Source organism: Olivibacter sp. XZL3, assembly GCF_004368405.1.
Lineage (GTDB): Bacteria > Bacteroidota > Bacteroidia > Sphingobacteriales > Sphingobacteriaceae > Olivibacter.
Genome location: NZ_SBJH01000104.1, coordinates 21791 through 42192 on the forward strand (window position 1 = coordinate 21791; position 20402 = coordinate 42192).

The 20402-nt window shown below is 44.0% G+C and carries 10 protein-coding genes; 4 read left to right on the forward strand and 6 right to left on the reverse strand.

The genetic code is table 11. The features are described 5' to 3' along the window. Positions 1-129: 129 nt before the first annotated feature. Together EPX21_RS19570 and EPX21_RS19575 are read right to left on the reverse strand one after the other, a co-directional pair. The gene (locus EPX21_RS19570; RefSeq protein ID WP_134091353.1) at positions 130-609 is read right to left on the reverse strand and encodes a thioredoxin family protein; all 480 of its coding nucleotides are present in this window, start codon (positions 607-609) and stop codon (positions 130-132) included. A 75-nt stretch (positions 610-684) separates the two neighbouring features. Then, a complete protein-coding gene (locus EPX21_RS19575) occupies positions 685-3024 on the reverse strand; it encodes a TonB-dependent receptor (protein ID WP_134091354.1) in 2340 nt (779 codons plus the stop codon). Between the two features lie 289 nt (positions 3025-3313). Here EPX21_RS19575 and EPX21_RS19580 point away from each other — a divergent pair, with 289 nt between their 5' ends. From EPX21_RS19580 to EPX21_RS19595, 4 genes are all read left to right on the forward strand, one after another. Continuing rightward, positions 3314-6415, forward strand: coding sequence for a SusC/RagA family TonB-linked outer membrane protein (locus EPX21_RS19580; protein WP_134091355.1), 3102 nt, complete (start codon positions 3314-3316; stop codon positions 6413-6415). Positions 6416-6443: 28 nt separating this feature from the next. After that, on the forward strand, positions 6444-7967 hold the full coding sequence (locus EPX21_RS19585) for a SusD/RagB family nutrient-binding outer membrane lipoprotein (protein ID WP_134091356.1): 1524 nt from the start codon (positions 6444-6446) through the stop codon (positions 7965-7967). 34 nt (positions 7968-8001) lie between these two features. Beyond that, a complete protein-coding gene (locus tag EPX21_RS19590; RefSeq protein WP_134091357.1) occupies positions 8002-9483 on the forward strand; it encodes a S10 family peptidase in 1482 nt (493 codons plus the stop codon). Positions 9484-9545: 62 nt separating this feature from the next. Continuing rightward, positions 9546-12422, forward strand: a complete 2877-nt coding sequence (locus EPX21_RS19595) for a tetratricopeptide repeat protein (protein ID WP_166670822.1) — start codon at positions 9546-9548, stop codon at positions 12420-12422. A gap of 53 nt (positions 12423-12475) precedes the next feature. On the opposite strand, the gene EPX21_RS19600 is transcribed toward EPX21_RS19595, so the two are convergent. From EPX21_RS19600 to EPX21_RS19615, 4 genes are all read right to left on the reverse strand, one after another. Then, positions 12476-13369, reverse strand: a complete 894-nt coding sequence (locus EPX21_RS19600; protein WP_134091359.1) for an AraC family transcriptional regulator — start codon at positions 13367-13369, stop codon at positions 12476-12478. Positions 13370-13570: 201 nt separating this feature from the next. After that, positions 13571-16309 (reverse strand): M14 metallopeptidase family protein, encoded by a 2739-nt coding sequence (locus tag EPX21_RS19605; protein ID WP_240768740.1) that lies wholly within the window; start codon positions 16307-16309, stop codon positions 13571-13573. 51 nt (positions 16310-16360) lie between these two features. Beyond that, positions 16361-18793 carry a S9 family peptidase gene (locus EPX21_RS19610; RefSeq protein ID WP_240768741.1) on the reverse strand — a complete coding sequence of 811 codons (2433 nt, stop codon included), beginning with the start codon at positions 18791-18793 and terminating at the stop codon, positions 16361-16363. A 105-nt stretch (positions 18794-18898) separates the two neighbouring features. Continuing rightward, positions 18899-20401: a RagB/SusD family nutrient uptake outer membrane protein gene (locus tag EPX21_RS19615; protein ID WP_134091361.1), complete on the reverse strand. Its 1503-nt coding sequence runs from the start codon at positions 20399-20401 to the stop codon at positions 18899-18901. Position 20402: the final 1 nt, after the last annotated feature.

Here is a 20402-nt window from a genome sequence, read left to right on the forward strand (position 1 = left end):
TGTCCAGAACTCGTCAAACTAGCCGAGCTCCCGACAAATATACATTTATTTAGAATTAGTACAAATAAAGAAGAAACTCATAAAACCTTATCCCCAGGGGAAATGGCGAATAGTATATAGTTGGTTTACCTAGTCCGATAGAAGCTGCATGAGAATGCGACCGAGCTCTTCTTTCCGCAGGAATCCTTGATACCGGAAAAGCAGCTCATTTTCTTCACTTAAAATGCAAATAGTGGGAAAAGACAAGCTACCCGACTGATCGGTACCTAGGTAAGTTGCCAATTCATGCAGGCCGGTTGATGCTCCAGTGGGCCGGTAATAAAACAGATGCTTATTGAAGTTTATCGGCTCCTTCTCCTCGACATCCAATTTCAAAAAATAATAGCCTTGTTCAATAGCTTGCGGCCAATCGGCAGTGATGTATCTCTCCATCGCTTCGCAATATTTACACCACTCCGTACCAATCAATACGAGCGTCAATCTTTTTTGCTTTTGTTGCAATTGAGATAAGCGGTCAAAAGATACCGTGTCTAAGGGCGCTGCCGATAAGGCAGCGACCCGTAGCACGACACAATAAATCAGCAAACATAAAATTGTCCTTTTTTTCATTATAAGCTTTAAGCAATAGGCCTTAAGTGAACGGCACGGCTGCTAAATTGACTACTACTAAAACATTCAACGAATTTAAATACGCACCCTTATACCTAAAAACCCTCTAATTCCTTGGTTGGGGCCATATGAGTATCCGTCTGGATCAAACTGCAACGCATAGGGATTATCCGGAGTTGGAATGATCTGCCCGTCGTCCCCATAAGTTACACTACTATTAAAAGGGTCAAAAGCCCTTGCAATGGGCGATTTTATCCCGGCCCCATCCCCTTCTTCGAAAGCGGGAACGCTTTTCGATATTGTCCAGTTTAACAAATTTTTTACGCCACCATATATTTCCAATTTGCTTCCATTAGACCATGTAAATTGGATGTTCTGGATACTCCATACCGGAGAGTACTCAGGTCTAGGATCCAGCTCGCTCAATAAGGCCAAACGCATAGGGCCGTACACATTACCGGTATAGTCGATTCCCAAATTCAGTGCATTAATGTGGTAAGACAATGCCCACGTTGCCATCCAGTTCTCGGTTAAAATCGGCCTGAATTTTTCCAGCTGTCCTTCGTCGTTTCTTTCTTTATTAAAAACATTCATCCACGTACCACCGGCGGTCAGCTTTAACCCGTTGTACATCGCCAAATCGGCATTTAGACTGATTCCCCGCGTTACGCCGTGGCCTGCCAAATTTCTGTAAATAATTTTTTGAGGATCTTCATCATAATTTGGCAAAATGCGATTGCTGAAATAAGTATACCACGCAGAAGATTCGAAATTAAGTAAATTGCCATCTGCCAGCTCTAATTTTTTAATATAGTTGAGGTTTACATTGATACTCCGCTCTGGCTTTAAGTTTTCTTCGATCTCCACCTCTCGGGCACCTGTTGTGGCGGCATGATCTTCGGTAAACAGGTTCACTACCCGAAATCCGGTTCCGGCGTTTAACCGAAGGATATCATGATCGCTGATACTCCATTTATAGGCCATACGCGGCGTAAAAATATTCCCGTGCTCCGAATTATAATCATATCGCATTCCAAGTAATAAGCTATGCTTGGAGGCCAGTTTTATCTCATCCTGAAGAAAAATCCCAGGCATTGTTATTTTACTGGGATGATTGACTATTTCTCCGCTTCTTTCAGTAACCGTTGTCGCAGTTGTGTTGTCATCATAATAAGTATATCGCAATGCGGCACCTGCCAATAAATCATGTTTGCCGATTTGCTTATCCCAGGTGAGCTGTCCGAAAGCTATGCGTTGTTTAGCTAGATACCATTCATCTCCGTAAACCGAGTTTTGATCATGATCATTATAAGAAAACATGAAGAACATTTTTTCGCTTACAGGCAATTGATAATTACCTAACACTTCCCATCTTTTAGTGTAAATACTTTCACCATAAATTTCGTCGCTTCCTCTATACGACTTATTCCACGTTGTTTGTCCTCCCCAGCGATCTTCGTATAGATATCGCCCCGCAACAGAGAACAGCCGATTCTCTTTTCGGTTAAAATTCCATTTTTGAAAAACAGACACCCGATTTTGTAAGGTCATATCAGTAAAACCGTCGTGGTTATGATCAATCTTATTAGCGAAATTAAAATAGTTTAATCCGGTCAATACGTTTGCCTTTTTACCGATCGCTTGGCTCAAGCCTAAGTCGGCGTTATACTCTCCCCAGGTCGTTCCGAAAACATCTGCTGATAACTTGGCGCTTTGTGACTTCTTTGTTATGATGTTAATCAGTCCGCCAACGGCCTCAGATCCGTACAAAGAAGAAGCCGGTCCCTTTACAACTTCCACCCGTTCAATTAAAGCCGAGGGGATACCTGACAAACCATAAACGGTCGACAAACCGCTGACAATAGGCATCCCGTCAATTAATACCATTGTATATGGGCCTTCTAGTCCATTAATATGAATGTCGCCTGTATTGCATACATTACAATTTATCTGTGGCCGAACACCATTAACCATTTGCAAAGCATCAAATAGCGTTGCTGTCGGATTTCTCTTAAAAAAATGGTGATTATACACTTCAACAGGAACGGGTGTTTCCAGGCGATTCACTTCCTTCATGGTACCTGTAACCACTACTTCTTCCAATCCGTCTTCCTTTTCTTCCAAACTGAAATCCAACCTAATAGTTTTTTGGTCCGTCACTTGAATTGCTTTCGTTTGACTTACAAAACCCAAACGGCTAACCGACAATCGATAGGTTCCGGCCTGTAGCCCGGTAAAATAATATCTTCCGATGCTGTCGCTTACTCCTCCTATTTTTGTATCGTCTATTTTAACGGTTACCCCTTCCAATGGCGATCCCTGATAAAAAATGGTGCCTTCGATGGTGGCACCGCTTTGTGCCATTGTGAATTTCCCGATTAAGAGGAAAAAGAAAAACAGGTATACTCGCTTCATAAGTTTTTTTATATTATAAAACAAAACTACAAAAGTTAGACTAACCTAACAAATAAAACTAAATAATTCTCTATAAAAAAGTAATACACAGCCAAACTTAGCGATCAAGCATTGGCACTCGGCACCTTATGCATTGACAAACGACTAAAGTTTAAAAGAAAACCGAGCGACTAGGGCCAGATTAATTTACGTTAAGAAATGGCCATTTCTGGTAAAAAAAGATGATATGCAATTAGCTAGTTTCGAAAAGTATTGATCTTTTTTCCTTTTATACCTAAAAACAGTTTGTATGAAGCAAATTCTCTACTGCACATTTTTTTTCTTATTAACCGCATTGGCCATCGCACAAGAAAGAAGCGTGGGAGGCGTGGTTAGCTCAAAAGAGGATGGACAACCCTTACCGGGAATCTCTATCCGAATTGAAGGCTCCACGAAAGGAACTACCACCGATGCGGAAGGTAAATTCGTAATTAAGGCGCTACCTTCGGCTACCTTAATAATCAGCGGTATCGGATACCGCGAACAACGGGTTCCAATTGGAAGTCGGACGACTCTCAACCTTATGCTGGAAACCGACGCCCAAAACCTAGAGGAGGTCGTGGTTACATCCTTTGGCATTCAGCGCGACAGAAAGACCTTGGGTTATGGGGTAAGCGAAGTGAAGGCAGAACAGTTGGCAAAAGCGCCGACTACCGATGTAACGAATTCCCTGGCAGGGAAAGTCGCGGGTGTGCAAGTAAGCGGTGCCGGTGGCGGATTTGCAGGTTCCAATGTGACAATCCGTGGTTTTACCACCTTTACAGGAAGTAACCAACCGTTATACGTGATTGACGGTATACCGTTAGATAATAGCGGAGGTAACAACTCCGTGAACACGGGTGTTGTCAATTCCAGTCGTATTTCCGACATTAATCCGCAAGACATTGCAAGTGTAAACATTCTCAAAGGTGCAGCGGCAACTGTTCTCTACGGCTCTAGAGCTGCTTCGGGCGCTATCCTAATCACTACAAAAAGAGGACAAAAAGGTAGCCGTAACCAAATCAGTTTTTCCACCAATACCGCTATCGGCACAGTCAGTCGGTTTCCAGACTTTCAAAACGAATACGCTCAGGGCAGTAACGGAAACTATATTAACAACGTCTCCGGCTCCTGGGGACCAAAAATTGCTGGACAAACTGTCACTAACTGGTTTGGCGACGAAGAAATACTACAGGCTTATCCCAACAACATACGCGACATTCTTCAGCATTCGATTTCCTCTCAGAACGATCTGAGCTTTTCGGGAGCGAATGATAAGTTTGACTATCGGGTTGCCTACGGCTTCACAACGGAGACGGGCTTAGTCCCAAACAACCGGCTTTATAAAAACAACCTCACGGTTAACGCAGGGGTACAGATGACAGAGAAATTCCGAATCGCTACTTCCTTCTCTTTTACAAACAACACGTCTGACAGAACACAATCGGGCAACCAAGGAGCGAATCCTTTGTGGCGCGGTATTTATGCACCCCGTTCTTATGATTTGACGAACCTCCCCTATCAAGATGCTGAAGGCAATCAATTATGGTACGCTGCAGAAGATCATCCCTATTGGGCTATCGAACATATCAAAAACCATCGCGAAGTGAACCGGTTCTACGGAAACCTCAACATGAAATACGACATCGTATCATGGCTACAGGCCGACTTAAAAATCGGTGCAGACATATTTACTGCTCGCGTTAAAGGTTTTGATGATAAAGGCATTCGCAGTAATGGAAACACCAATTCAGCCGGCGCCGGAGGTTTACGCGAACAAGCTGATGCTGTTCGAAATATCAACTCCTATTTTACACTCAACGCAAACAAGAAGTTGAACGAGCATTTCAATTTAATGGCTACCGTCGGCAATGAGCTTATTGTAAACTATAGTAACAATCTGGAAGCGGTCGGCCTCGGTATTGTCGTTCCGGGTTTTGATAATCTGAAGAATTTCATTACCTATAATCCATCAAGCTCTATTACACGCCAACGGGCCGTTGGTGTATTTGCAGACGTAGTACTCGACTATAAAAGTTTTCTCTCCGTCAATGCCAAGGCGAGAAACGACTTTCCATCAACGCTTTTGACAGGAAATCGCTCAATTTTTTATCCGGCATTGGCCGTCAGCTTTGTGCCGACAGAGGCCTTTCCTACCCTAAAATCTGACATATTGAACTCAGCAAAAATTCGCGCCAATATAGGGGAAGTAGGAAAAGGCGCTGATCCTTATGCCATTGGCAGCTACTATGGCCGCGCATCCGCCTCCGACGGCCTGGGATCAACCACCGTGAATTTTCCATTCAACGGTTTAGCAGGATACACTTTTAATAACAGCACGGGCAACCCAGACCTAACACCCGAATTCACCCGAGAGTATGAATTAGGTACGGAACTAAGCCTATTTAATAATCGCCTGGCTATTGACGCTTCGGTCTACAGACGTGACACGCGAAATCTAATCTTCTCTGTCCCTGTGCCTTCCACATCCGGTTTTACCAGTCTGGTAACCAATGCAGGCAAGCTTTCGACAAAGGGCATTGAATTACTGGTATCGGCTATTCCCGTCGAAAAGGAGCATTTTCGCTGGGAAGCAAGTTTAAATTTCACTAAATTCAAATCCACCGTTGAAGAACTTGCGCCGGGTGTGACCAATATTTCCATAGGGGGCTTTACCTCTCCCAATGTGCGTTTGGTGGCAGGCGAAGAGTACGGCCAAATTTGGTCAAATGCCTATGTGAGGGACGATCAGGGACGCATGATTATCGGAACAAACGGTTTACCACAGGTAACCAGTTATGTTCAACAGGTTGGTAACCCGAATCCCCGATTTACAATGGGGCTTAGCAATACTTTTCAATATAAAGACTTTAGTCTATCTTTTCTAGTTGATTTCAAGTATAAAGGGGATCAGCTTTCACGCACAATTGGCGACCTGCGAATAAATGGCGTCGCTGCAGAAACAGCCGAATATGCTCGTTTTAACGCTGATGGTTCTCCTACAACACCTTACATTTTCGAGGGCGTACAAGCGGATGGAAGCCCTAATACTGTAGCTGTAAGCGCCCAACAATATTACGGCTTACAGGGGAAATACGTCGCATGGGAAGGTTATGTGCTAGACGCAACCTACCTCAAGTTGCGCGAAGCCAACCTGACCTATAATCTGCCCGCCGCTACATTTGACCGTTTAAAATTTATTAAAGGACTCCAAGTAGCGGTATACGGCCGGAACCTTTTCATCTACGCGCCTCACTATCCGCATCTTGATCCCGAGCAAAACCTATTAGGGATAAGCAATGCACGTGGTTTAGAATTTGGTATACAGCCTACTTCAAGAATTATTGGTGGCAGTATAAGAGCACAGTTTTAACAAACTTCAGTTGAATTAAAAAAATATTATGAAAGCATTAACAGTCGGTGCGATATTAGCAGTTGGTTTAAACCTATTTACCTCTTGTAGCCAATTCCTCGATGTCAATGAGGATCCTAACAATATCAAGAAAGCTCAAATCAGTCAGATGCTACCTTCTATTACGGTAAACGTTGGCTATATGGGCGCCAGTGATCTCTTTAGGGTAAGTAGTGTCTTTATACAACAATTTAGTGGCCATGGCCCGGTAGCGGGCTTTAGCGCTAATAAAGAATACGAGCGCTATAATGTAAACGATTCGGATATCAATAACCAGTGGGTATCTATTTTTGCTACAGTATTAAGCGACCTGGAGCTGCTCATTGAGCAGGCTACGGCAGAAGGCAGTCCGCATTATGCAGGTGTTGCCAAAATATTAAAAGCCTACGTTTATCAAATAGTGGTAGACACCTGGGGAGATGTGCCTTTTTATGAAGCTTCAAAACATACCGCTAACTTTTATCCCGCATTTGATGATGACGAAGCAATTTACACAGAGCTGATCGCTTTGTTGAACGACGGCCTCGCCAATATCAAAGCCGAGCAATCAGCGCTATCACCAAACCAGTACAGTACGATTTATAGTAGCAGCTCTTGGGAAAGCAGCCGCAACCAATGGGAGCGCTTTGCCAATACGTTAAAACTTAGGATATACTTACATTATAGTGCAAAAGATCCCTCCTTTACCGCGCAGCAGCTCAATGATCTGATAAATAGCGGCGCACCATTTATGCAAAGCAATCTAGACAACTTCGAAATGCCTTTCTTAGCCGAATCGCAACGACAAAATCCACTGTATAGCGCGGAAAATGGCCAATTTAAAAATCAATTCTTTCCACATCGATACCTGGTAGACCTAATGAATGATCGCGAGGACCCAAGACGGAGTGCTTATTTCATACCATTTCCATATTATTCAGAACCGGCAACCTATAAAGGCTCCAGCATGCTAGAAGCAAATCCGTCGCTGGCTTATTCAAGATCATATCGCTATCTGTATGGAACACCTTCAGCCGTAGACCCGGCTTTAGTAAACGCCGATGGCAGCTTAAAAGACGGAGCCATTACTTTTGGGGGCGACAGCCCAGCTCGTTTAATGAATTTCTCAGAGTACAATTTTATTCGGGCCGAAGCGGCACTCCGCTATGGAGTTGCCGGCGATGCACAATATTTCTTTGCCGAGGGAATCAAAGCTTCCTTTGAGCAAGCGGGACTTTCATCTCAACAGCTACAAACGTATTTAGCTCAGCACGGCGTATTAACTGGCACGCAAGACCAACAGCTCGAACAAATTATAACCGAAAAATATATTGCAAATTTCGGTGTACTTGTCGAACCATGGACTGACTATAGACGTACCGGCTACCCAAGGCTAACACCCCTATCACAACCTCAAGCTATTTATAATGAGGTACCCCGCTCACTTTACTATGCACAATCGGAAATTAACAATAACCCAAATGCCAATCAAAAAAGTAACATGCTAGAACGCGTATTTTGGGATGTTCAATAATGTATCTATATCGTTAAACACTATAAGAGTAAAAATGAATAAGCGAACACTATTTTTATGCATCATATTACTGATAGGCCAAACAAGCCTATGGGCGCAAAAGAAAATCAACCCCGACAGTACAGTTGTAACCAAACATCAGACAACTATTAACGGTGAAGCAATCAGTTATTCAGCGGTCATGGGAACGCAACCTGTTTGGGATGAGTCGGGCAAAGCTATAGCCTCTGTGAGTTATACGTATTACGAACGCGAAGGGATTAAAAACAAAGACGAACGCCCTTTGGTGATTTCCTTTAACGGCGGCCCGGGAACGCCTTCCGTTTGGATGCAAATCGCTTACACAGGGCCGGCCCTAATCCATATAGATGACGAAGGCTACCCGGTACAGCCCTATGGTACATCCGAAAACCCGTACTCTATTTTAGATGTGGCCGACATCGTTTACATCAATCCTGTTAATACGGGCTACTCTCGCATTCTCGAAAAGGAAGCCGATAAAGCGCAGTTTTTTGGAACAAATGCCGACATCAAGTATTTAGCCGATTGGATCAACACCTTTGTAACGCGCATTAACCGCTGGCCATCGCCCAAATACCTCATCGGCGAAAGCTATGGTACAACGCGTGTTTCGGGCTTGGCTTTAGCCTTGCAAAGCAGCCAGTGGATGTATTTAAATGGTGTTATTTTAGTCTCTCCTACCGATTTAGGTATCGATCGGGATGGGCCTGTCGGCATGGCCCTTAGCCTGCCTTATTTTGCTGCGACCGCTTGGTATCACAAGGCACTGCCAAATGAGCTACAGCAAAAAGACTTATTGGATATATTGCCTGAAATCGAAAAATTCACAGTCGAGCAATATTTACCGGCATTAACTTGGGGAGGCGCTTTATCTAAAGAGAAAAGGCAGGCTATTGCTCAACAGGTTGCACGTTATAGCGGCCTATCCGAAAAAACGGTATTACAGCAGAACTTAGCTATCGCTACTAACTTTTTTTGGAAGGAGCTATTGAGAGACAGGGGCTTCACCGTTGGCCGCCTAGACTCTCGCTATCTAGGCATTGATAAAAAAGATGGGGGCGAGCGCCCCGATTATAACGCTGAACTCACCTCATGGCTTCATTCGTTTACCCCTGCTATTAATCACTATATGGCTAATGAGTTGAACTATAAAACCGACACCAAATACCATATGTTTGGCCCTGTACATCCATGGGACAGAAGTAACGATCATACCGGAGAGAATCTTCAACTTGCTATGGCGCAAAACCCCTATCTTCAGGTGATGCTTCAGTCGGGCTACTACGATGGTGCTTGCGACTATTTCAATGCGAAATACAATTTCTGGCAAATGGATCCAGGCGGCAAGTTCCAAGACAGATTTACAATAAAAGGATATCGTAGCGGCCATATGATGTATCTTCGCAAAGAAGATCTAAAACAAGCGAATGAAGATCTTCGTAATTTTATTAAAAGCAGCTTAGCTAAAAAGGGGACACCTGCTAAGTATGAATAAGAGAAATGAGCACCCCTTATTTTCGAAGATTTGTTAAAAACAAGCAAAAGCCGAAGAACAAAATGAAGCATTGTTTTCTTTTCACGTACCTATTTTATTGTTGTCTATCATTCGGCTACGCACAAGTCGACGATGTCAAGAGCGCTTTCCATGAACTTGAGAAAAGAAGGGAAGTGCTACGCCAAGAGCTCCAAGATTCACGCCCCTCATCCCGAGCTGACATATTGAAGAAAGGGCTACAATTAGGTATGTGGAAAGAACTTTTCCCTTTGATACAAAAAGAGGAACACCTACCTGCGGATGACCGCATGCTTTTGTTGGCTCAATATTACTGGCTGAATAATAATTTTCAATTAGCCGAAAGTTATGTAAACCAAGTACTTCAGCATGATCCCAAACACGTGGGCGCTTTAAAAGTGAAGGCTACGCTATTAATTGAGGCGTGGAGATTGCAGGAGGCGGTTGATTTATGCAAGGCTTTACAAGAGCAATATCGCGACACAGAGGTCGCACTGATTTTAGGAAGAGCGCTCTTATTACAACGAAAATACGATGAAGCGCATTTAATAGCCAACAAGTTGCAATCGAGTAATCCTGATTTGGCCGCCGCTTATTTATTGGAAGCGGACGTTTACTTTTGGAATCAGCAACCTGAAAAGGCCACGCCCTTCATTATAAAGTCGCTCGAACTGGATCCTTTCAATGCCGATGCACGCTTCAGTTACGGTTATGCAATTTGGCGGCGTGTTGATGCCACACTACTTAATCAAATGGCTGCGCAGTGGGATCTTGCTTTAGCTCTCAATCCCCTACACTTCCAAACCCATTGGCATTGGGGTAATGGGCACACCAACCTAACTTTTGTAGATTATGCCGACCCCAACGAAACAATCATCCGGGAGAAACTAGAAACTGCCGATTCGTTTGTAAAACAAAACAAGATACAACAAGCCCTGGCTGTCACAAAACAGGCCGGTAAACAATTTCCCGAATCGGTGCTTCCCTCGATGCACCGCGCGTCAATTTACTACAGCGATTTTGATAGCCGTACAAGAAAAGAAAACTTGGATTCAGCACAGCGGATTTTTCAAAAAATCCTAGATAAAAAACCCCATTACGGCCCTGCGCACAACGGACTTTCTGCAGTAATTAAATCCAAACGGATTCCTTATTTGAACACCTATGACTCAATAACGAGCGTGTTAAAACACGTCAAAATTGACGACTTAAACAGTTTCATAAGCGTATTTCCGGACGTAGCTTACTACCCCGGCGATTTAGCGAAAGCGATGGTGTGGAATCAATTGTATACCAGTACGGTCTATTTCCCTTTTCTAGCGAAACAGGGTAATACCTTTGTTATCCCTCCCCTTCACCAGGATTTAGCGATTGCAATGAAACGTCCCTTCTTTCGCTTCAGCACCACTTTTGACAACCGGCAATGGATGGACATAAGAGGTGTAGGTAGTGGCGCGGCCGCCATTGAGTACGTGGAACGCGGCGCCTACCAGGAACGAAACGTTATTTTACATGAGTATGTACATTTATTTCATGGCCGGGTATTAACCGATCAGGAAAACAGGAGAATTCGTGCGCTCTACTACCAGGCCATGCGAGAAAACCGGACCTTAGATTACTATTCAAGAAACAACGAATCGGAATACTTAGCACAAACTTACCCGGCCTATTTCGAAACAGTAAAGGTGCATCCGCTCGACTTTAAATCGATGAATACGCAGTCCGCTTTAATTGATAAAGATCCTGCGATGTACAGTTTTTTGGATAGCTTGGTTAACAAAGAAAGACGATACCTGGCCGGCGACAAAAAGGCTATGGCAACTAATTGGGCCGAAGTTTATATAAACCTTAGTAAACAGACGAAAGATAGTATACAGGCGGCACTTTTGTTAGATACCGCTCTGCAATTTGATAAAGCGTATCAGCCAATATACTTGGCCTATGCCGATCTTATGATGCGTAAAAAAGATTGGCAACAGGCCTATGCCTATCTTCATCAGGCGGAAGACATTAACCCCTCATATGCTCCGACCTACGAATCCTATGCGCTCTTAGAAGCGAACCGTATGGAAGAGCTGCCTATTGAGAAGCAACAGGAAAGCCTACAAAAGCAGGTTTCCTTCTTAAAAAAAGCTATGCAGTTAGAGGCGGATTATCAGAATCAGGCCGGCCTTGCAACCACATTACGTACACTTTACCATCAACAGGGCAAAGTCGGAGAGGCTATACAAGCTGCAGACGATTATATTGAAACGGGCGCTGATATATCTACTTATTTACGCGACAAGAAAGACGAGGCCCGCGTATTTGCCGCTGCGCAACGCGCTATGTTAGGTGACAAAGAGCAGCTCCCGGTGTTAGCCCGAATTGCCGGACAAAAACCCCAAAACTTTGCTATTCAACTAGCATACGCCGAAGCTTTGTCTTCTCAACGTCTTTTTAATGAAAGTAATCGACAAATTTTAAAAGCACAGCAATTATTGGCATCAAACCGCTCTCGACGACCGGACTTTGATTTGATATTGGCCGATAATTATTTTTCGCTAGGGACGGTGGATTCCGCTTCTTTTTATCTAAAGCAGGCAATGGATAACGGAAGTAAGTTGTCTCCGGTAGAAAGGCAACAAGTTATCCAACTATTAACCGACTTAAATCGCTTGGATGAAGCGGCCAACTGGCTAGAAAACGCAGGCCATCTATCAAGTCCTTACTATAGCGCACTTCGTTTTTACAGCGAGGGATCTTTACAGGAAAAGCGAGGGAACTTGGACAGCGCCATTGCCCATTATAAAGAGTCGCTACGTCACAACCCTTATTTCAGAAAGACTTTTTACCGACTGATAGATCTATATCGTCAACAAGGGAATAAGTCAGCCGCCGAGCAGTTAACCAAAGAGCAAAATCTGTTGTTTATACCTTAATCCTTATTAATCGGGACGATACTATATATTGCCGAGTCGATTCGTTAATGCTGCTACACGAACCGCTGTTGAATTGTATAGTGATGTTTGAGGTATCCCGAAGGCGACGAGCCTGTAACTTTTTTAAAAGTTCTGTTGAAATGCACTGCACTTTTGAAACCGGTACTATAAGCCGTTTGCGAAATCCCGAGGAAGTTTTCGCTAGTCATCTGCGTGATCGCTTCTTTGATCCTGATTTCGTTCAAAAAGCTATTAAATGTTTTTCTCGTTCTTTTTTTAAAATATTTACAAAAGGCTTGTGGAGTCAGATTTGCGATGTCCGCAACATCTTTTAACGAGATATCGTCGCTAAAGTGGGTTAATACGTAACGATATATCCGGTTCCACTTAGCGCCTTCCTGTACATCCAATGAAACATTTAGATTATTCGAATTAATAGCATAATGTGAATCTGGTTTTTCACAAATAAAATTGAGTAAAGAAACAAAGTCGGCAAAGCGGTTAAGCCCGATCTCCTTTCTCAACGCCAGGATCCGATTGGCCATCCAAGCCTCGTCATTTTTATTGATTATAAAGCCGTGATCTACGCGACTTATGACGGCTCGGATAGGTTTGAACTCAGGTAAATTTTTCAGATGGCTAATTAATCTCTGATAATTGAAATAAACATGAATGGCTCGTGTCGTTGAAGACGCTGATTGCACCAGGAATTCGGGTTTCGACTTGAAAACATGTGGCGTATTTCCCTTTATTAAAAAAATCGTTGATGGAACATAGTCAAACGGGGAGTTTCCAATCAATGCTGTTCCTTCTCCCCTTAAAATTAAGGTCATTTGCATCTCTTCATGCTGATGCAGATAAGGAAACATAACAGGGGAATTTTCTTCTTCTATATGCACCGAATTGTTAGCGGACAAAGGGAGAGAAAAAGTAATGATCTTCTGCATATAACATTCTGTTAATGGGTTATCAGCATGAGCGTTCACTGCCGCCTACGACAGCACCTAGCAGATTAACGGCATATTTGATGCTTGTTTGTCACTCCGGAAATCTAAATGGTTTTCTTTAAACCGATATTTCCCCCACGACCGCTGAAGGGGAAATATCGGTAATAGTCAGGAATGTCGGAGAAATGCCGACAACCATATTTACTGCACGTTATACAATCCGTTAAACAACAGTTTGAAAGTTCCATGCGCCTGTCCCCTATTGGTGATCTCAGGCCCATAAGCATAAAAAGTACCTTTTCCTATCGGCGTATAAAAAGCAGCTATACCGTCCTTTAGGTAGTTTTGTCCCCAAGCCCAGCCGCTTTTCAATGGCTTCTCTGTATCAAACCATAAAAGTGGTTTGATTAAATCGGCCTTTCCTTTTGCCTTAAAAGTTTCGCTATTATTAAAAACGATATCGGCTTGGGATGCCATACCGAAATTAGGGGCTAAGGTAGTATCAACTCGCACTGTCAAAATACTGCTTGGGATATAGAATTTATCGCCCGGTAATGGCACTGATTCACCCTTGTTGTTGTTACTGCTCAAAGCGTTCTCTACGGGCAACTCCAGATGATAAGCCAAACTGGCTGCACTGCCAACGGTGATAATGCGTCCTCCTTCCTGCATAAAAGATTTTAATTGTGGAATAGACTTCTCTACGCTCAGACTGCCAAGCATGTGATGATAGGCCTCAGGAACCTCTTCTTTGGCGGGCATTCGCCCAAATCGACTTCTGCTATTCTCTGTTTTTATCGGAGGGATTCCATTTCCGATAAACAAGATCACATCGTAATCTTTATGTAGCTGCCCCTTGTCAATATCCTGGGGATAAACAACTTGAAAGCCGAAATGATATTGCTCCATAATCCAACGCACCCATCCCGAAGGCATCGAACCGCCATAGTAATCAAAAAGGGCAATTCTGCTGGGTTTAACCATCAAAAGATTGTTGGGCTTTGTCGTTGCCTGCTTTACAACAAGCCCGTAGTCCGACACCGCTTTCTCCAGTAGATGCGCGCCTTTTGCTTCGATATAAAAAGACCCTTTTGCCAGGCCGTCATTTGCTTCTGCAGTTCGGTAGACCTTTATATTAGCTTTTAACAGATCGTTTACTGCTGCATACGAACCATTTGCCGCAGCATCCAACCAAAAACCTTGTTTTGAGCTAGCAAATTGGACAGCAGGAGGCCGCTGAAGTTCGCCATAAGGTAATCGCTCGAACGGCCCGTCGAAAGCGTCGATAACGCGATCAAATTTCACCCCCATTTGGAAAGCAAGCGTCCACCCGGCCGCATCGTAAGGCTTTACGGGAGGACCGCCCGGATATTGAAAATCATTGGGGTGATTTTGCGGCTCAAACATATCCAGCACATGGGCTCGGAACGCTTGCGCCGTCTTTACAACATACGACCCGGCGGGATAACGCTTTGATCCGACAGAAAAATCGGCGCTGGCTTTATGAATAAGTATTCCTGATTTTATAAGGGCATTGACGAACTTTACAGCCGTAGGGAAGTCCGCTTGGTCGGCGGGAATTATGTATCCCCGAGCATCTCGGAACGCTGGATTTTTCAACACCGCATCGTAATAGTGCTTCGGTATCGAATCGCCCTTTAATTGTTTGGCCTCCTTATCGCGCTGATAGGCAACAGCGATGGAATCTGCATAACGCGGCAACATAGTCCAGCTATCGCTATTTCCCTTATCAATAGCGCTTTTACCCATGACATACATATTGTAAAGTAATTCGTCGCCATGCCTTTGCGCATAATCGAGGATCGCGTAGTTCAACGATACGGAATAATCGATTGATTGCTTAAAATGCCAAGCTTGCGGGGCAACCGGATTAGGAGTTGCATTATTGGGTATTAGCCGTTGTGGAACCACCGGAATCTCCTCCGGCGTTGGGTTACCAATAATCTCCGTCAAAATGCCGATCATATTATGAAAATAAGGCGTGGTCCGCAAGCCACCGTTCCACCAAGTGGAGAAAACGGAGCCACTTAAGCGCGTATAGCCGGGCTTATGCTCGGCATTTAAACGGTTGTTCATCGATGCGGCGACCCCATCTATACTGGTGATAATAAGCGGGTCGAAGACATGATTAAAGGGATCTCGATATGGAGGGCCTGCCAAAACAGATCCTTCGGGACCTCGTTGGTGGTGGTTGTAAATGATTTGAGGCATCCATTCTATATATTGCTGCCGCGCTATATGCGTACTCTCTTTCATATTCATCATGAAAAAATCGCGATTGTTGTCATGTCCAATGTATTTTTGATACAATCTCGGTACGCGCATATTCCGCTTTTTTGGATCCTTTTCCTGCATATACCAGCTGCTCATAAGCTCTTGTCCGTCTGGATTTACTTGTGATAACAATATAATGACGCCGTCTAGAATCTTTTTATTCTCCTCGTCATTACGACTTACCAACTGGTAAAAAGTTTCTATTAACTGATGCGCGCCGACTGTTTCATTAGCATGTAAACCACCATCTATCCATACAATTGGTTTTCCTTCGAAAGACAGTCTTTTTGCCTGTTCGTTCGACAGCCCTTCGGCACGCGCCATTTGTTGCGAAATGTCCTTATACTGCTTAATGTTCTGTAGGTTTTCTGGAGCGGAAACAATCCACACATACTGCTTCCTTCCTTCTTCGGTTTCCCCAATTTCCAACGTTTGTACACGATCTGAAAGGGCGTCAACCTTTTGAAAATATTCTTCCAATTGCCGATAGGTTGCCAAATGGTAATCCTCACCTATTGAAAAACCAAAATGTGATTTCGGGTCAGGAATGGCTTGTGCGTAGCCCCTTCCCGTTATGCACAAGCATAACAGAAGGAAGGCATAAATTTTGATGTAGTAATTCATCGTGTCGCGATTAGTCCTCATAATTATATCAGTTGTTTTCAAGTCCCTAAACGAAAGGCTTTACCGTTTACACTACTGCTTCAACGTTCTGTTTTTCACATACTTCTCTAACCAGGCATCTTGCTCGTAGAACGTATGCATCAACGATTCTCTCGACCGGTATCCATGAAACTCGTTGGGCAATAGCACAAGGCGGACAGTACCACCGTGGCCTTTGATCGCGCTATAAAGTCTTTCGCTCTGAATCGGGAAAGTCCCTGAGTTTTCGTCATTCATACCGTGAGTCATCAAGAGCGGCGTTTTAATTTTGTCAGCATAGTTAAAGGGCGACATTTTACCGTATACATCCGGCGCTTCCCAAAAAGTACGGGCTTCGCCCTGAAAGCCAAAGGGAGTTAACGTTCTATTATAGGCGCCACTACGCGCAATGCCCGCAGCAAAAAGATCGGTATGTGCCAACAGATTTGCGGTCATGAATGCACCGTATGAGTGGCCTCCAACGGCGATACGATTTCGGTCTGCCACCCCCATTTTAACCACATAATCTATAAGGGCTGTTGCATTGTCCTCAATTTGCTGTATAAAGGTATCGTTAGGCTCCTTGTCGCCCTCTCCAACAATAGGCATATCGGCTTGATCCAATACGGCGTAACCTCGGGTTACCCAAAATACAGGCGAACGAAAAGCCAGTCGTGTAAAGCGATAGGGAGATCCTTTCACCTGCCCAGCGGCTGCCAAGCTTTTATACTCCCGTGGGTATGCCCAAATTAACACAGGCAGGGGGCCATCTTCTTTCTTATACCCCTTTGGTAAATAGAGGGTGGCCGACAGCTTAATACCGTCTTTGCGTGGATACGCTAATAGCTCTTTATGAACGCCCTGCAAACTCGGATACGGATTGTCAAAAGAGGTCAACTGTTGCTCTTTCCGCGGCTTAATGGTGAGGGAAAATATATTTGGATTTTCCTCATTCGACTCCCGCGAAAAATAGATCACTCCTTCATTGTTAAAAAAAACAGGTTCTTCAAAATAGGGGGCTTTCGACTTAAAAAGCGTATCCTTGCGGTTGTTGCTGAGATTCCACCGTATTAGAAAAGGACGGTCTCCCTCCGGAGAAGCACCGATGCCAACGGTGAAAACAACTGCGCCTTTCCCCTTATCGAACAATAAAGTTCCATGATGGCTCCCGTTGTCTTTCGTTACAAAATCGCCCGGATCTGCATAAGTGTCTTCGGAAGAGCGCTCATCAATAACCTTTATCAATTTTCCTGTCGTTGGATTAAACAAAGAGGTCTTCGTTTGCCTCGTTTTTCGCCAGCGCTCTTGCACAATCGCGTAGCTTTCGTTTCCCCACGTAAATCCGCTGAAACGAAGATTTAAACTAAACAGCTGTCGAGGACTACCTTCAAAGGGAGCGTCCCAACTAAAAAGTGTTTCTCGATCTTTCACTTCTCGATTCGGATCACCTTCGTCTTGAGCCTCTACCCAATACACGGTAGCAGGAGCATCGCCGCGCCATTCATATTGTCGTGGGCCCTTCATAACCGCATCAAAACCGGTTGGCAGGTTTTCTGCCAAAGGCGTTTGGTTAAGCGTTTTTATTTCCTGTCCATCTAGGTCTGTTACTGTAGTGTGAAAAGGGAAATATTGAATAGGAACCAAATAAGAGTAAGGCCGTTGAACAGTTTCCAAAAGTAAATATTTTCCATTGGGCGAGAGGTTAACTTTACGATAGATAGACGGCTTTCCTATCTTCTTTGTTTGGCCTTGCAAATTGACCAACTGCAGCTGGGAAGAAAGATAATAGTCCATCAACTGCTCATCATATGCATTTTCTAACAAGTACTGATACGTACGGGCCGGCGCTTTAACACCCAGATTTTCTTGAATAACGGGCCCTGTGGGCACCAGGTTTTTGACCGGCACCGCGCCTCTACTGTCGTTTATAAATTGCGCTAAAATTGCCGACCCGTCGGACGTCCATTGTAAGGTCGTTCCTATAATGTCATTTAAATATCCGTCGCTCAGTTTCTTTGCCTGCATGCTTTCCAAATCACCGTACCAGAGTTCTATGCCGTCCCTTTTCTTGTTGCTAAAGGCAATTTTTTTTCCATCCGGACTCCATTGGATATTTCCGATACGGCAATCGGACGGTAATCCGCTTAGTTTCTGCTCGCTTTTCGTTAAAACGTCCTGAACGATCAAGGTTTTATAAAGGCCGGAAACTTCTGCCTCCGTACTACTATTTGATGGATTGACCCTTAAACCGGCCAAGCCGATAATAGGCTGTGAAATCTCTTCAATCGTCGGATAATTAGGCGGCGTTAAAATCAGCATTTTAGTCCCTTGCTCATTAAACATAGTTTGCGGAGCAGCTGGCGCATCTACTAATTCCTGGATACTTTTGGGTGGTAGGCGATAGGAAAGATTCTCCTGTGCATGAAGATCTCCTGTATAAAGACCTGCCAACATAAAAAGGTTGACTATTTTATAATACGTATTCATATGCTGTTAGAATAAAGTGTCCACTTTTTTGCTTCCATAGTATTTTTGTACTCGGGCCGCATTATACGCCTTAGTTTGCAATTTACTACCATAGCGTTTATATTGTTAATTATTTTCCATTAACCTATTGAGAATCAACTCATCACTAGAAATGGGAAAAATGTAGTTCTGAGCATCAGGTGCTACCGCCGGAACAGCATGTTGCGCTTTAGCCGGCACATTAAGTCCTAAACGCATAATATCTGCATTTCGGATTCCCTCCCCTAAAAACTCGATCCGTCTTTCCTCTGCGATAGCCGCAAGAAATGTTTGCATATCTGGGAAGTCAATAGCCGCAAAGTTTGACGAAGGATCCGACCGCCGGCGAACCGCATTCAATAGAGCCAACGACCGTTCATCAACTGTTTGCGAATTCCGCGCAAGGGCCTCTGACAGATTTAATAACACTTCGGCATAACGAATAACGGGTGCGTAATCTGTATAAGGTGAGGCCTGCGTAAATTTAAAAAGCCAATATTTGCCCGAACGTGGCCCCTGTTTTATGAAAGCACGCCGTGCATCATTCTCTTTCCAATTAGCACTTGAAATAACGCCATCCGGATTCAGCGAATATTCGCCGGCACCATTACTGGAACTTGTTCCGCCATCTGTTGTTCCAGGCAAATAATAACGAGCTAAGGACTGCCCTGGTGCATCATTATTGGTGAAAGGCATTGAAAAAATAGATTCATTCGTTGTATAAGGTGCTTTAAACACATTTTGGATATCGGCTTCCAACGCATGTTGAACGCCGTCAGTGGCTGAAAACGGTGCTGATAAACTAACGATCTTGTTAGCCTCATTAATAACTTGTTCATAAGCCTGCATACTTAAATACACGCGGGTTTTCAAGGCTATTGCCGTATTGCGATGTGCTCTGGTAGTATTAAGAAAAGCGGAACTGTAAGATGTGGGCAGATTGGCTTCAGCAAAATCAAGGTCAGCAATGATTTGCTCGTAAGTCTCTTGCACACTGCTGCGAGCCAAATCATAGTTGCCTGGAGTGGTGTTCCCGTTAAGGCGAATGGGAAGTCCTGGTTTGCTTCCGTTTCCGTCCCAGAATGGCCGCGCATATAACTGCAACAGACTGTAGTACGCAACCGCACGTAACAGACGCGCCTCTGCAATATATTGCTGTGCTTCTGCTTCGGTCAGCACTTCCTTTCCTTTCGCATTAATACCATCGATGAAGACATTACAGGTATTAATGGCTAAATAACCATATTGCCAAATGTCGGTTACGTCGCCTGTGGTTGTTTGGGTCAGCATTTGATAAGTAATGGCGCCCGTAGCTGCATTTAGATTGGTACACAAAAAATCGCCCGCTCGTATATCACTGGCTATTAGGTACCAGCTTCCCCAAAATCGATCCGCTTTAAATTTGGCGTACATGCCGTTTACCTGATTAGCAATCCGCTCGGGCGTAGCAAATGCGGTTTCATCCGTTATTAAGGTGCTCGGTTCAGGGCTCAGCCACTCTTCCTTTTTACAAGCCCCCAACAAGAGGAAACCAACAGCTAAAACTGCGAAAAGTCCCCTTTTTGTTTTATTTATATTTACATCTTTCATG

Coding starts and splice junctions, on each gene's coding strand:
- EPX21_RS19610 (WP_240768741.1), bottom strand. CDS start 18,793: ATGAATACGTATTATAAAATAGTCAACCTTTTTATGTTGGCAGGTCTT.
- EPX21_RS19615 (WP_134091361.1), bottom strand. CDS start 20,401: ATGAAAGATGTAAATATAAATAAAACAAAAAGGGGACTTTTCGCAGTT.
- EPX21_RS19575 (WP_134091354.1), bottom strand. CDS start 3,024: ATGAAGCGAGTATACCTGTTTTTCTTTTTCCTCTTAATCGGGAAATTC.
- EPX21_RS19595 (WP_166670822.1), top strand. CDS start 9,546: ATGAAGCATTGTTTTCTTTTCACGTACCTATTTTATTGTTGTCTATCA.
- EPX21_RS19585 (WP_134091356.1), top strand. CDS start 6,444: ATGAAAGCATTAACAGTCGGTGCGATATTAGCAGTTGGTTTAAACCTA.
- EPX21_RS19600 (WP_134091359.1), bottom strand. CDS start 13,369: ATGCAGAAGATCATTACTTTTTCTCTCCCTTTGTCCGCTAACAATTCG.
- EPX21_RS19590 (WP_134091357.1), top strand. CDS start 8,002: ATGAATAAGCGAACACTATTTTTATGCATCATATTACTGATAGGCCAA.
- EPX21_RS19580 (WP_134091355.1), top strand. CDS start 3,314: ATGAAGCAAATTCTCTACTGCACATTTTTTTTCTTATTAACCGCATTG.
- EPX21_RS19570 (WP_134091353.1), bottom strand. CDS start 609: ATGAAAAAAAGGACAATTTTATGTTTGCTGATTTATTGTGTCGTGCTA.
- EPX21_RS19605 (WP_240768740.1), bottom strand. CDS start 16,309: ATGAGGACTAATCGCGACACGATGAATTACTACATCAAAATTTATGCC.